Source organism: Enterococcus sp. DIV0800, from assembly GCF_050559735.1.
In the GTDB taxonomy this organism is placed as follows: Bacteria; Bacillota; Bacilli; order Lactobacillales; family Enterococcaceae; genus Enterococcus_A; species Enterococcus_A devriesei.
Genome location: NZ_CP187898.1, coordinates 2,226,271 through 2,240,784 on the forward strand (window position 1 = coordinate 2,226,271; position 14,514 = coordinate 2,240,784).

A 14,514-nucleotide genomic window follows, 5' to 3' on the forward strand; every position below is an offset into this window, starting at 1 on the left:
TTGCTATTTTTTACTTACAAATTTGAAATATAAAAAAACAGAAGCGTAAGCTCCTGTTTTTTTTAGTTAGCACTATTCTATTTTTCGCTCTTAAATATCCAGACTCTCATCCGCTGGTGCAATCAGTAGTTTCTCCAACGGAAAGATAAAAATCACAAAAATAAAAATGTTGAAGAGCAACGTTGGTCCTAAATAACGAGGAACAAAATAATCGCTACTGGTCCCAGTCAAACCAAAAACGGTTTGCAGCAATAAACTGACTAATTCAAAGATTGTCACACTAATGACCATCGTGAAAAATAAGGTTAAAATATTTTGCTGAATAACCTCTTTGAAAAAGTACAAAAGCATCACTAACACCGGGAAAATTACAGCATAAATTCCAATCACGCCGATGTAGTATAAATCGTACAGAATTCCTAAAATCAAAGCTGTTCCAAGTAAGAATCGCTCATCAATAACCTTGGAGACGATTAGTAAAACAAGCAGAGCAAAATGCGCGTTTGCAACGTATACATTGTCTGTCCAAGAGGCCATTATTCGAGTGATATGGGCATCTAGTAAAAATAATAAAAATAATAAAACTGGCGTGATATATTTCAGTGTTGTTCGTTGAATCATTCGGTCGCCCCTGCCATTCTTTGGACAATCGTTACCACAGAAATATCATACATCTGTGCGTAGGGTTTGATATAAACCTCACGATTTAATCCATAGCTGTCAGGTTTTACTTTGACAACCGTCCCGATTGGCAAGTCTGCCGGCGAATTTCCACCTAATCCGGAGGTTTGAACGACATCGCCTTCTTTGATGTCTTGGTCCCCTGTAATCTCTGACGCAATTAACTGTTGCTCTTTTACATTGTAGTTATTTAATACGCCAAAAGAATTCCCTTTATTTGAACTTATTTTTACTGGAAAATGATTACTGTTCTTATTATCTGAAGTTAATAACTGGATTTTTGAGGAATGAGCATTGACTTCCATTACCCGTCCTATCAATCCTTTTTGCGACATCACTGCCATGTTTCCTTCAACACCATCACTGCTGCCCTTATCAACAATCAGCATATCCTGCCACGTATCCGGCGAGCGGGTAATGACATTGGCCGTCACTTTTTGATAGCTGGTCAGCGTTTGATTCAGTTCTAGCTCAGCTTTTAAATGTTCGATTTCTTGTGCTTGGTTCTTGGTTTGCTGCTTTACTTCATCGTATTGATCGACTTCATTCTTCAATTGCTCGTTTTCTTGGTAAGTATTGACTAGGTTGGAAACAGATTGAACGCCGCCCGTTAACCAACGTCCCGGTGCTGTGATTACTTTATCAACGACACTCACCGTGTCATTGATCGCGGACTGAACAAAATTCGTTCCACTATCTTTCGCACGATTTGCTGCGGTGATCGAGACGGTCGCGACAACAATAATAACAACAATTAACAAAATAATAATATTCTTATTTGGATTAAACTTTCTCACTTAGGCACCTCTGGACACTATAATATAAAATAAATTTTACCACTAAACGAGGGGATTAAAAAGCGCCAGCCGTTGATTTTAAAGAATTTTAGTATCTCTCAAAAAGGAAAAAGAAGCAGGTCAACCGTTGCTGCAATAACCAGCTCCTTGACCTACTTCTTTAGACATCACGACTTTGAATGACGGCGATCATTCCCTTAGAAAAACTCACCTCTGCCTGGCCAATTAAAAACTCATTGCTGGCTAAGCTAGTGGGCTGTGGAAAATCCGCTTTCTTCAACTCATATTTAAAATTTGTTAGTGAAAGCTCCTTTACTGATGTCAAGCAGCAGAAGGCAACATATTTCATCTCCACTTCTTGTTCAAGTCTATATGAACCCGGAGCCAAATACTTAATCGTATTCCCTCGATCGCTAATCGTAATCTGCGAAAGAAACGGTTGAAAGCGTGGTTCCAATCCCAGCCATAAATTCGCCAGTAAATGATCCAAACGCCCACCAGTCGCTCCAATCAGTGTCACTTCCGCTTGAGGAAATCGCTCAAAAGCCTTCACTAAAGCCAGTTGGGTATCTGTATCATCCTTTTCCGCCGGAGCTGTCAACACCTCTCCAACCTGACCGAAGACCTCTTCTTTTTCTTTTTCATTCAACGAATCAAAATCACCAATGGCTAGATCTGGCACGATCCCTCGACGCAAAAGAAACAGATTGCCGCGATCAATCCCGATGATTTTTTCAAACTTAGTTGAAAAAGCAGGCCAGTGATTTGGATCACCGCCTGCTACAAGTAAGACTTGCATTAATCTAAAGCCGCCCGCAAAGCATTGATTTTTTCTTGCGGATTTTCTGCGTCATAAATATATGAACCCGCGACAAAAACATCCGCACCAGCTTGAGCACATTTTTTAGCCGTTTCAGGCTGAATGCCACCGTCAACTTCGATTTCATAATGATAGCCTTGTTCTTTTCTTAAACGATCCAACTCAGCGATTTTTTCAACCGTACTTTCGATGAAGCTTTGTCCCCCAAATCCGGGATTAACAGTCATCACTAAGACTTGATCCACATCCCCTAAGACACATTTAACGGCTTCAACTGGAGTACCAGGATTCAGGACAACACCTGGTTTCACGCCTGCTGCTTTAATCAATTGAACTACTCGATGAATATGAGGAGTTGCCTCCACATGTGCCATGATAATATCCGCACCAGCCTTGGCAAAATCGCTGATATAATTTTCAGGATTGGCAATCATCAAATGAACGTCCAACGGCAGCTTCGTTACAGGACGTAACGCTTTGACAACGACTTGACCAAAGGAAATATTCGGCACAAAGTTTCCATCCATCACGTCGATGTGAATATAATCCACACCTGCATCCTCTACCATTTTAACCTCTTCACCTAGTCGTGCAAAATCCGCACTTAAAATCGATGGGGCAATTTTCATAGTCCTTACTCCTTTTTCATTTTAATGTATTTATTTTTATTTCAGAAAAATAAGTCCAATCTTCAAGCCGTATAGCATCCTTCTAGGGCTTCCTTTTTTTGTTCTCGATTGGACTTTTTTTCTGTTTTTAAACCTTGTAAACTGCGAAAAGTCGGACTGCCATCCTTTTTCATTTTAATGTATTTATTTTTATTTCAGAAAAAATAAGTCCGATCTTCAAGCCGTATAGTATCCTTCTAGGGCTTTCTTTTTATTCTCGATTGGACTTTTTTTCTGTTTTCAAACCTTGTAAACTGCGAAAAGTCGGACTGCCATCCTTTTTCATTTTGTAGAATATTTTATTTCTTTTTATAGATTGGACGGCGTTTTTCGATTTCTTGTAAAAATTGCAAATAATTGTCGTAGCGGCTCTGAGCGATTTCACCAGCTTCAACCTGACGTTTTACTTCGCAACCAGGTTCTTTAACATGGCGACATTCCCGAAAGCGACACTTAGATGCGGCGGCCCGAAATTCAGGAAATTCTTTTGGTAATTCTTCGACAGTCAGCTCTAAAAACTCGATTGAACTGAAGCCTGGCGTATCTGCTACCAGACCGTCGAACAAATCTAGTAATTCCACATGGCGCGTCGTATGACGTCCCCGACCTAAAGCGTCAGAAATTTCACCAGTCGCTAAATTCAATTCCGGCGAAACATCATTCAACAAAGTAGATTTGCCCGCCCCTGATTGTCCCATGAAAACCGTTAATTGATGGGCAAATAAATCGGTTAGTTTTTTCTTGTCCTGCTCGCCGTCTATCACTGGATAACCTAACGGCTCATAAACCGATCGAATTTTTTCCACCATCGTCGAATCAGAAACAATATCGGTCTTCGATAAATAAATAATCGGATGGATTTCATTATTTTCAAGGGTGACTAAAAAACGATCCAATAAATTATAGGAAAAGTTGGGTTCCACCAAACTAGTGACAATCACGCCTTGATCGACATTGGCTACCGGCGGACGAACCAGCTCATTTTTACGGGGCAACAGCTCCAAAATATAGCCTTCACTATTTTCTTCACTGCTAAATACTACTTCGTCCCCCACTAAGGGCGTCAATTTCTTTTTACGAAAATTTCCTCGTGCCCGTGTTTGATGAATTTTCCCCTCACTAGCAACATAATAAAAACCACTTAAAGCTTTACGAATCTGTCCTTCGATTCGTCTCATCTCCTTTTTCTTTCAAAGCTGTAACTCCTTACAGCTTATCCATTTGTCTCATTGTAGCATACTTCATTTTTCGTTTCAGTACAAATGACCTAAAAAACCTTTCCTGATCCAAAATCAGGAAAGGTTTTCTTACGGAACAGTGATCGTTTCAGCTCCCGATACGTCACTCTTAGTAATAACTGAGTTGCCATTGCGTTGAACTTCAATGGTGGCTGGCTGATCCCCCTCCGTTGTAACCGACACGGTTCTTTCGGCGGATTGGGTATTTTTATCTACTGTGAAATCTAATTTTTGCGTGGCCGTTTTATTTTTTGCATCTGTCACTAAAACCGTCATCGTATCTTTCTGATCGCCTGAGCCAGTAAAGCTTGCTGCGATCGTGACATCAAAGGTTTTTGTGGTGGGCTCTTCTGACTCTTGCGTTTCTTCTGGACCTTTTGAAACGATAATGGTAACTGTGGAACCTTTTTTTACGGAACCCGCACTTGGATTCGTTGAGATGACTTTTCCAGCAGCAACTTCGCTGGAAAATTCTTGTGTTTCGAGATACTTCAGTCCTAAATTAGTAATCGTCGCTTCCGCATCGGCTTTGTCTTTTCCGGTTTGATCGTCCAGTTGGACATTATCTGAACCAGTACTTACTTTCAAAGTAATGGTATCTTTAGCTGTCAGCTCTGTTCCGCCGACTGGATTTTGACTGATAACTTCTCCTGCCGGAACCACTTCGTCACTCGTCGGAGTTTGATTAATCTGACTGTCTGTAATACCTAACTCCAAGAGTTCCTCTCGTGCGTTCTGATATTCCCAGCCAGTATAATTCCCGATCTTGATGGTTTTTGGTCCATCTGAAACTTGGAAAACCACTTCATCATTTTTCGGATCAACTTTTGTACCAGCTTTCGGTTCTTGACTAATAATTTGATCTTCAGGGATCGTATCGCTATTTACTAACTCAATCCGAATATTCTTCGATAAAAATCCGATGTCTTGCAAATCGTCTTGCGCGTCGCGGATTTTTTCACCTTTATAATCTTTGATAGCAACCTTTTGTGTACCAGAACTGACATACAGTCGAACCTGCTGGCTTTTTTTAATCATATTGCCAGCCGCAGGATTGGTTCGAACGACGCGACCTTTTTTGATCGTATCACTAGGAACCTCATCTGCTTTACTCTCAACGGATAAGCCCGCGTCTTTTAACGCGCTTCGAGCTGCGGCTTCAGTCATATCCTCCACTTGCGGGATCGAGACTTCCGCCGAACTAGTCAACAGATACGCGGCAGCCCCGCCGATAATCCCTAAAAGTAAAATAAATAGAAAAATAAAACGGCGTTTGCCTTTTTTCTTTTTTGGCTTTTCTTCTGGCGTCGGCTCTTCTTCTTTTGTTTCTTCTTGCAGATTCTCCGGCTGGATCGGCGTCAATGCCTTTGTCTCGTCCAGCATCACTGTTGGCTGCCAAGGTAGCTCATCCACTCTGCTTGGTGAAAGGGCCGTAGAGAGATCTGCAGCCATTTCCTCCGCAGTTTTATAGCGGTCAGCAGGCTCCTTTGCAGTCGCGTGCATCACAATATTTTCTAAAGCTTGAGGAACTTCCGGATCAAAACTTTTTACGGAAGGCATCTTGTCTTGGAAATGCTTCAAGGCGATCGTTACGGCTGATTCCCCATCAAAGGGCACATTGCCCGTTAACATTTCGTACAAGATAATCCCTAATGCATAAATATCTGATTGCTTTGTAGCCATTCCGCCACGCGCCTGTTCCGGCGATAAGTAGTGAACAGAGCCTAGCATTGAATTGGTTTGAGTCAAAGATGTCTCGGACAAGGCAATCGCGATTCCGAAGTCGGTAATCTTAACTACGTCTTCTTGATCCATCAAAATATTTTGCGGCTTCAAATCACGGTGAATAATCCCATGAGCGTGAGCCAAACTAACAGCAGATAAAACCTGTTGCATGATATCAACGATCTTACTGTAAGAAATAGGATGTTTCGTTTGAATAAAACGTTTTAGATCCATCCCTTTGACATATTCCATGACCAAATACTGCATGCCGCTTTCTTCATCGACATCATAAACGCCGACGATATTCGGATGCACCAATTCTGTCGCTGCCAGCGCTTCTCGCTGGAAGCGGCGAATTGCCGTTTGATCATTTTGAAAGTCAAAGCGTAATATTTTGATGGCAACATCACGATCCAAAATCAAATCGTGGGCCAAAAAGACATTTGCCATCCCGCCACTGCCGATACTGGCGATAACTTTATAACGTCCATTGACCAATTTGCCTATTTCGATCATGGACACGCAGCCCCCTCAAAGTGGATCAATAAAACAGTGATATTATCCGCACCACCAGCTTCATTGGCTGCGGAAATCAACTGTTTGGTTTTGCTTTCTAATGTTTGGTCACTAGTCACGACTGACAAAATATCCGCTTCACTCACCATATTGGTCAAGCCATCTGAACACAACAGTAAGTAATCATTCGCTCGGCAATGATGATGTGAAACATCTATTTTCACCTGTCCAGAGACACCCACGGAACGAGTCAAAATGTTTTTTTGCGGATGGATAGCGGCCATCTCTGCGGTAATCTCACCTGACTTCAGTAATTCATTTACCAAAGAATGATCATCCGTCAATTGCTTCAACTGATCGTTTTGAATCAAGTATGCTCGGCTATCTCCAACGTGAGCTAAAACAAATGTTTCATTCAGTAACGCTGCACTGACGATCGTTGTTCCCATCCCTTGCATTTCTGGATGCGTAATTCCTTCTTGATAGATTGCTTCGTTAACTTTTTGGATTTCTTGCAAAAACCATTGGCTGGCTTCCTCTGGTTGTGAAATAGTTGAGGTCGACCAAGCAGCGCCTAAGCCGTCAACCGCCATCTTACTAGCCACATCGCCAGCCAAATGACCGCCCATACCATCTGCTAGTATAGCTAAATACATGTCTGCTTGATTCGTAAAAACATTTGCGTAATCTTGGTTCGTGTGACGACGTCTGCCGATGTCTGATTGAAATTGGATCTCCATCTTTTGTCCACCTCATTTATCTATTTTTTTTGCATTGCACAAATAAAGAATCCATCTGTCATAAACATTTCAGGATATAAAATCAGTATTTGATCCTGGATCGCCGACTGTAATTTTACGTCTAGCGTCAGATCGATTTTTTCAAAATCAGGCTGCTCTGCTAAAAAGGCTTCGACCACCGCTTGATTTTCTGCTGATGTGATTGTACATGTACTGTATACCATAATCCCACGCGATTTCAATGTGGGAGCGCAATTTTTTAAAATTTCTAATTGGATTTTTGGCAGCTGAACAAAATCCTGTGGCTGCTTTTGATATTTGATATCTGGTTTACGCCGCATCAAGCCTAGGCCAGAACAAGGGGCGTCAACTAAAATCCGATCAAAGCTTTCCGCTTCAAAATGTTGCGCGGCTTCCCGTGCGTCCATTTTTTTCGTGACGATTCGATCAGTCACGCGCAAACGTTCCGCATTTTCCTGAACTAATTTTAATTTGTGTTCATGGATATCTAGTGCGGTAACAGAGCCCTCGTCTTCTAATAAGGCAGCAATGTGAGTCGTTTTTCCACCAGGTGCCGCACACGCATCCAACACTTTTTGGCCTGGAGCGATTTGCAGCGCTTGTGCCACCAGCATCGAGCTTTCATCTTGGATCGTTAGCCAGCCATTTTGAAATAATTCACTGCCGGCTAAGAAACCACGGTCAGCAATGATTCCATAAGGAGACAGCTCACTGACGCGAGCCTCGATCCCATCTTCCGCCAACGCTTCAATGGCTTCTTCACGGCTCAAATAGCGCAAGTCTACCCGAGCGCTGACTCGGCTAGGCTCTAATAAAGACAAGCCCAGCTTACGCGTTTCTTCCTCGCCAATCTCAGCTACAAATTTTTCGGTTAAAAATTTTGGCATACTGATCTCGGTGGCTAAGCATTCGATTGGGTCTTCAATTAAATCTAATGACGGAACACCTGTCCGTTGGATCGAACGCAAGACGCCGTTGACAAATTTCCCTGTTCCCGGATTGCCTTTGGCTTTGGCGATCTCTACCGCTTCATTAATAATCGCATGATCCGGCACCCGATCTAAATAAAGCATTTGGTAAAGAGATAATTGCAATAAGCTTCTGACCCACGGATCTACTTTTTTGGCTTTTTTGATGAAGGGCTCGACCTCATATGCCAATAATAATTGTCGGCTGATCGTGCCATAAACTAGTTCTGTTAACAACGCAGTATCTTTGCCATCAACTTTATTTTTTTGAATCAGTTCATTTAGTAATAAATTTGAATACGCACCGCCGCGATTGATCCGTTCGATGGCTTCTAAAGCCGTAAAACGCACTGAGTGCAGTAATTTTTTAGGAATTTTTGCCATCTAGCCCACCTGCTGTCCTTCTGCCACGGCTTGCCCGCTGCCGTTTAAAAAGGCTTGGACCACTTGCTTGGCTTTACCCGCCGGTTGCAATTCATCAATTGCCAAGACTGTGCCGCCGCCGCACGCAATGTGTAAGGCTTTTTTAGTCCGCGAAACGATCGTCCCTGGGGCCGCCATCGTCGTTTCTACTAGTGGGGTCGTGTGGAAAATCTTCCAACGTGCCCCTTCATAGGTCGTAAAAGCCACGGGCCACGGGTGCATCCCCCGTACTTGGTTATCAACCTCTTCCGCTGTTTTTTGCCAATCGATCGCTTCTTGCTCTCGACTGATATTCGGTGAAAAAGTCGCTTCCGCTTCATTTTGCGGCGTGGGTTTTAATTCTCCGGAAATAATTTTGGGTAAGGTCGCTAACAATAGTTCTTTACCTACTTGACTCAATTTTTCAAACATCGTGCCTACATCATCTTGCTTCGTGATGGCAATTTTTTGCTGGCTGAAGATACCGCCCGCATCCATCTTCTTGATCATTTCCATAATCGTGACGCCCGTTTCGGCTTCGCCTTCCATGATCGCGTAATGAACCGGCGCACCGCCGCGATATTTTGGTAATAATGAAGCATGGACATTGATGGCACCTAATTTAGGAACCTGTAATAATTTTTCCGGCAAAAATTGGCCGAATGCCGCCGTCACTAATAAATCCGGCGCTAGCTCTTTAATGGTTTCCATTTCTGGTGAGCCACTGATTTTTTCCGGCTGCAAGACTAACAGCTCATGCTTCAAGGCTGCTTCTTTTATTGGTGTTGGGGTAATGATTTTTTTACGTCCCACCGGGCGGTCTGGTTGCGTTACGACCGCGGCGATCTCGTAGCCCGCCGCAATCAAACTTTCTAGAATCGGCACCGAAAAGGCCGGTGTTCCCATAAATACAATTTTAGTCATCGATATGTTCCTCCATATAACGTTCTAAATCTTCTGGGGCAATCTGCTCGATCATTTGATCGATGAACAACTTGCCGTCCAAGTGATCGATCTCGTGTTGAAAGGCTCGAGCCAAATAGCCATAGGCGGTGACTTCCATCTCAGCCCCATCACGATCGTAATAACGTACCGTCACTTCATCGTAACGCTCCACCGTCCCAAAAGTTTCAGGGATCGACAGACAGCCTTCCACATCAATATCGGTTCCTTTACCCTCGATGATCTCAGGATTAATCAGATCAAAACGGTCGCCTTCTTCCACTTCAATCACGGCAATCCGCAAATTTTTACCGATTTGCGGCGCAGCCAGCCCGATTCCATCATGAGCCACCATCGTCTCATACATATCATCTAGCAAGGTAACAATCTCGTCGGAAATATATTCGATTGGCTCTGCCTTTTGCAGCAACCGCTTGTCAGGATGAATAATAATTGGATAACGCATATCCTCGCTCCCATCTCTTTTACTGTTTGAATGATTTAAATAAAATACATTGGTTCATTATCAATGGCAATCAATAGCCCTTGACGTTGATCTTTTTGGCTCACTTGTAAAATTTCTTCTAACGTTCCTTGTAAGTTCGGCTCGTGTTTATATTTAATAATCAGCTGATAGTAATAACGATTTTTGATTCGTAAGATTGCCCCCGGTGTCGGCCCTAACAAAATGCTTTGAGGACTTAATTGCTGCCGCAGCTGCTCCGCTAATTGGAAGGCTTTTTGTGCCGCTTTCATTTCCTCTTGATGAGAGACCGTGACTTTCACCGTGTAATAATACGGCGGATAATCGGTTTGATGACGAATCCGCATCTCCTGCTGATAAAAATTTTCGTAATCATGATGCTGAGCTAGCTTGATCGTGTAATGTTCTGGATTAAAGGTCTGGATAACGACTTCCCCTGCCTTTTCTCCGCGACCCGCCCGACCACTGACCTGAGTCAATAACTGGAAGGTCCGCTCGCTAGAACGAAAGTCTGGCAGATTCAATGCCGTATCGGCATTCAAAACACCTACTAAGGTCACGTTTGGAAAGTCTAAGCCCTTGGCGATCATTTGTGTTCCTAATAAAATATCTGCTTCTTTTTCACCAAAAGCCGTTAAGATTTTTTCATGAGCGCCTTTACGGCGAGTCGTATCAACATCCATTCGTAACACTCGGGCTTCGGGAATCAATTGTTCCAATTCTTCTTGGACCTTTTCCGTTCCTGTCCCGAAGTAGCGGATCTTATCCTTGCCGCAGTTTGGACAACGATGCGGAATCACCTCTTCATGACCGCAATAATGGCAGCGCATCGTTTTCGTATCCATATGCAGCGTCAAAGAAATATCACAGTTGGGACAAGGTAAGACAAAGCCGCAATCCCGACACATGACAAAGGAAGAATAACCGCGACGATTCAACAACAGCACACTTTGCTCCCCTTTAGCCAAACGATCCCGCAATTTTTCTTCCAAGCTTTCAGAGAAGGAAGAATTCAAGCGACGCTGCATTTCTTCTCGCATATCAACGATCTCGACGGTGGGCAGTTTCGCCTGACTGTTCGCTCGCTCTGTCAAATGCAATAATTGATAGACGCCTTTTTGTCCGCGGGCGCGGGATTCTAATGAAGGCGTAGCACTGCCTAAAACAACTGGACAATGATGGTATTTCCCTCGCCAGATCGCTAAATCTCGTGCATGATAGCGGGGCGACTCTTCTTGTTTATAGCTCGTCTCATGTTCTTCATCAATGATGATGACACCAAGATTTTCTAGGGGCGCGAAGATCGCTGAACGAGCGCCAACAACTACATGGGCTTCGCCACGCTCCAATTTTCGCCATTCATCGTATTTTTCACCTTGAGACAAACCGCTATGCAAAACGGCCACTTCACTGCCAAAGCGGGCTTTAAAGCGGGTCGCCATTTGCGGTGTCAAGGAAATCTCTGGTACTAACATCATGGCCGTTTGACCTTTAGCTAAGACGTCTTGGATCACTTGCAAATAGACTTCAGTTTTGCCGCTGCCCGTCACGCCTTCCAGTAAGAAGACTTGATGTTCGCCAGCAATATTTTTTTGGCTAATCGCTTCATAAGCTGCCTGCTGTTCTGGATTTAACTCTAAAGCCGAGGTTTGTTGGATCTCACGCTCCGCATAGGGATCACGATATTTTTCCACTGCGACAAAGGTCAGCCAGCCTTTTGCTTCGGCTTGGTTCAAATTAGCTAAAGAAAAGTCCTCCGCCTTCATTTCTTTCACCGCAACCAGTTTATCTTCCGCAAGAGCTGCTAAATAATCCAATAACTGTTCCTGTTTGTAGGAATTTTTCCGCAGTCCGGCTTTCAGCTCTGCTAATTTAGCTGGAGAAAAAGTTCGCTTGATGTAGCGCTCGGTCTTGACTTTGTTTTTCGTATGGACTTCGTAACGTAACTCGACGATGCCTTGCTCCCGCAAAGCCGCCAATTCTTTCAACCAACCTTGTGCTTCAGCGTCCTCCCAGTCAAGCGAAGAACCACCCGCAAAATAGTTTGCTTGAACAGTGTCTACTTCTTTCAACAAATAAAAACTCTTTTGATAATTGGCTTTCATAACACTAGGCAGCATCGTCTGCAGACAGGTCACTTTAAAGGCGAAGGTCGTAGCTTTCATATAATCCGCCAAGGCTAATAATTCCTGATTTAAAACTGGCGCTAAGTCTAACACGCGAATAAGTGGTTTCAAATTATCCGGCAACGGTTCTGGTGCGGTCTCGAAACCAATCACAAAACCTTGCACATGGCGTGGTCCAAAACCAACTTCCACTCGCATGCCGACTTCTACTGCTAATTGAGGCGGGATCAAGTAACTGAAGGGTTGATCCGTCTGCATCGCAGGAACATCCACGATCACTTGTGCTAATTTCATTTCTTCCGCCTCCATTCTTTATTATTGTACTAAATTTCGACGCAGTTGGTCTAAATTAAGAAATGCTCTATGTACTTTGTAACAAAAAAGAAGGGATTGCGCCAAAAGTACTTGGTACAATCCCATTTACATTTGCGTGAAAAAATTCAGCGCTTAGTTTTGGTCGTTACGGATACGTGCTTCTAGATCTCGTTGATCGCGTTCACGTTGAAGATGGCGTTCTTCTTCTTCCATCTTCAAACGTTCCCGTTTGATTTCTGGATGTGGGTCATTGATGACCGCGCCGGCATCGATTTCTTCTAATGCCTGTCCCACACTTTTCACGGATTCAAATGAATCCAGTGTTGGTTGTGCTCCTGCATCTAATTCGTGAGCACGTTTGCTGGCTAAAATAACCAATGAATATTTTGAATTCACATGGTCTAACAACGTATCAATCGAAGGTTTTAACATCATAAGCTTAGATCTCCTTTAACATTTTTATATATTTACCAATCACTCGGTCAACTCGGTAATGCTCGCTAACAATTATATCTTTAATCCGATCAACCGCTTTTAACACTTGATCGTTCACAACTGCATAATCATAAAGAGCCATCATTTCGATTTCTTGACGGGCAACGCGCATCCGCTCATCAATCACTTCTGCACTATCAGTGCCGCGGCCAACGATTCGAGCTTTTAGTTCCGTTAAATCCGGTGGTGTCAGAAAAATAAACACGCCGTCGGGAACTTTATCTTTTACTTGCTGCGCCCCTTGGACTTCGATCTCTAAAAAGACATCTTTGCCTTCATCTAGCGTTTTATTTACATAGGTCAACGGCGTACCGTAATAATTCCCCACATATTCCGCATATTCCAGCATTTCGCCGGCTTCGATCATCGCCTCGAACTCTTCTTTCGTTCGGAAATAATAATCAACGCCTTCGACTTCACCTTCTCGTTTTGGTCGGGTGGTCATTGAGACAGAATATTGGAATTCATTATCGTCTCGTTCAAAAATGGCTTTTCTAACGGTGCCTTTGCCAACGCCGGAAGGTCCCGACAATACAATCAACAGTCCTCGTTCAGACATACTAACGCCCTTTCATCGTCTTTTTCAGCTAACGCCTATTGTGCACTTTTTTTTTGAATATTTCAAGGGGCAGCGCAAAGCTCCTCCTTAATTCTTATAAAACACATGAACTACTCGACGTTTTGAATCTGTTCGCGAATTTTTTCTAGGATCGTTTTTAACTGAACAACGATGTCTTTGATTTGGATCGGGCTGGATTTTGAGCCGATGGTATTGACCTCACGATTCATTTCCTGCAGTAAGAAATCCAATTCACGGCCGACTGGATCAGTCGTCTGCAGCAAGCCACTCATTTTTTCTAAATGAATCCCTAAGCGATCCAACTCTTCATGGATATCGCCCCGCTCTAATAAAATCGCCAGCTCTGTCAGTAAACGGTCGTGATCGACAGTACTACCTAGATACTCTTCCAGCTTCGCTTGGTACCGTTGCTGATAATCCGCTTCATACTCAGTCACAAAACTTGCCAATTCCCCCGTCAACTGTTGGACCTTCTCACTGTATTCCGCCAATACCTTTTGGATACCAGCACCTTCTTTTTCACGACTGGTCGCCAGCTGGGTAAAGGCAGCTGCCGCAACTTCTCCCACTAATCCTTCTAACGTGTCATCTGCCGTCTGTTGATCAACGATCGTAACATAATCATCCTGTTCCATCGCTTTCACTAAGACTTGTTCCACCGGCAGGTCCACCACACCAAAATGTTCTTTGCCGCCGCGTTGTAATTCTTGGACCAATTGGTTCAGCAATTCCCAATGAACGACTACTTGTTTATTGCCACTTTTCAACGGTGTCAGATTGATAAACACATCGACGCGGCCTCGTTGGATTTTTTCTTTCGCGACTTGGCGGATCAATGCCTCATAAGGGTTTAATTCCTTGGGCATGCGAATCTGTAGATCTAAAAAACGATTGTTGACACTTTTTAATTCAATGTTCAATTCATAATTGTCATTGGTGCGCGCTGCTTGCCCATAACCAGTCATACTTTTCATTGCCGTTGTTCCCCTCTTTCGA

General features: G+C 43.3%; 14 protein-coding genes. All 14 read right to left on the bottom strand.

Annotated features, from left to right (window positions below; all coding sequences use genetic code 11):
* Window positions 1-90: 90 nt before the first annotated feature.
* The 14 genes from mreD to IGI54_RS10815 all read right to left on the bottom strand — a co-directional run bounded on the left by mreD (window position 91) and on the right by IGI54_RS10815 (window position 14,492).
* The gene (gene mreD, locus IGI54_RS10750) at window positions 91-621 is read right to left on the bottom strand and encodes a rod shape-determining protein MreD (protein WP_071863005.1); all 531 of its coding nucleotides are present in this window, start codon (window positions 619-621) and stop codon (window positions 91-93) included.
* Window positions 618-1,478: a rod shape-determining protein MreC gene (gene mreC, locus IGI54_RS10755; protein WP_311900570.1), complete on the bottom strand. Its 861-nt coding sequence runs from the start codon at window positions 1,476-1,478 to the stop codon at window positions 618-620. Before mreC ends, mreD begins: the two co-directional genes overlap by 4 nt.
* Before the next feature lie 160 nt (window positions 1,479-1,638).
* Window positions 1,639-2,277, bottom strand: coding sequence for a thiamine diphosphokinase (locus tag IGI54_RS10760; protein ID WP_216430600.1), 639 nt, complete (start codon window positions 2,275-2,277; stop codon window positions 1,639-1,641).
* Complete coding sequence (gene rpe, locus IGI54_RS10765) at window positions 2,277-2,927, bottom strand: ribulose-phosphate 3-epimerase (protein ID WP_430620682.1); 651 nt, start codon at window positions 2,925-2,927, stop codon at window positions 2,277-2,279. The genes IGI54_RS10760 and rpe overlap by 1 nt, the downstream gene beginning before the upstream one ends.
* A gap of 338 nt (window positions 2,928-3,265) precedes the next feature.
* Window positions 3,266-4,144: a ribosome small subunit-dependent GTPase A gene (gene rsgA / locus IGI54_RS10770; protein WP_430620683.1), complete on the bottom strand. Its 879-nt coding sequence runs from the start codon at window positions 4,142-4,144 to the stop codon at window positions 3,266-3,268.
* Window positions 4,145-4,273: 129 nt separating this feature from the next.
* Entirely contained in the window at window positions 4,274-6,445 is a 2,172-nt protein-coding gene (pknB, locus tag IGI54_RS10775; RefSeq protein WP_430620684.1) for a Stk1 family PASTA domain-containing Ser/Thr kinase, read from the bottom strand.
* Window positions 6,442-7,185 (bottom strand): Stp1/IreP family PP2C-type Ser/Thr phosphatase, encoded by a 744-nt coding sequence (locus IGI54_RS10780; RefSeq protein WP_430620685.1) that lies wholly within the window; start codon window positions 7,183-7,185, stop codon window positions 6,442-6,444. The genes pknB and IGI54_RS10780 overlap by 4 nt, the downstream gene beginning before the upstream one ends.
* A 20-nt stretch (window positions 7,186-7,205) precedes the next feature.
* Entirely contained in the window at window positions 7,206-8,558 is a 1,353-nt protein-coding gene (gene rsmB, locus IGI54_RS10785; protein WP_430620686.1) for a 16S rRNA (cytosine(967)-C(5))-methyltransferase RsmB, read from the bottom strand.
* Window positions 8,559-9,500, bottom strand: a complete 942-nt coding sequence (gene fmt / locus IGI54_RS10790) for a methionyl-tRNA formyltransferase (RefSeq protein WP_430620687.1) — start codon at window positions 9,498-9,500, stop codon at window positions 8,559-8,561. It lies immediately after the preceding gene.
* Entirely contained in the window at window positions 9,493-9,984 is a 492-nt protein-coding gene (def, locus tag IGI54_RS10795; RefSeq protein WP_071862997.1) for a peptide deformylase, read from the bottom strand. The genes fmt and def overlap by 8 nt, the downstream gene beginning before the upstream one ends.
* 35 nt (window positions 9,985-10,019) lie before the next feature.
* Window positions 10,020-12,422 carry a primosomal protein N' gene (priA, locus tag IGI54_RS10800; protein WP_216430594.1) on the bottom strand — a complete coding sequence of 801 codons (2,403 nt, stop codon included), beginning with the start codon at window positions 12,420-12,422 and terminating at the stop codon, window positions 10,020-10,022.
* 153 nt (window positions 12,423-12,575) lie between these two features.
* Entirely contained in the window at window positions 12,576-12,878 is a 303-nt protein-coding gene (gene rpoZ / locus IGI54_RS10805) for a DNA-directed RNA polymerase subunit omega (RefSeq protein WP_071862995.1), read from the bottom strand.
* Between the two features lie 4 nt (window positions 12,879-12,882).
* Window positions 12,883-13,497, bottom strand: a complete 615-nt coding sequence (gmk, locus tag IGI54_RS10810) for a guanylate kinase (protein WP_071862994.1) — start codon at window positions 13,495-13,497, stop codon at window positions 12,883-12,885.
* A 110-nt stretch (window positions 13,498-13,607) separates the two neighbouring features.
* Window positions 13,608-14,492, bottom strand: a complete 885-nt coding sequence (locus IGI54_RS10815) for a YicC/YloC family endoribonuclease (RefSeq protein ID WP_430620688.1) — start codon at window positions 14,490-14,492, stop codon at window positions 13,608-13,610.
* Window positions 14,493-14,514 lie beyond the last annotated feature (22 nt).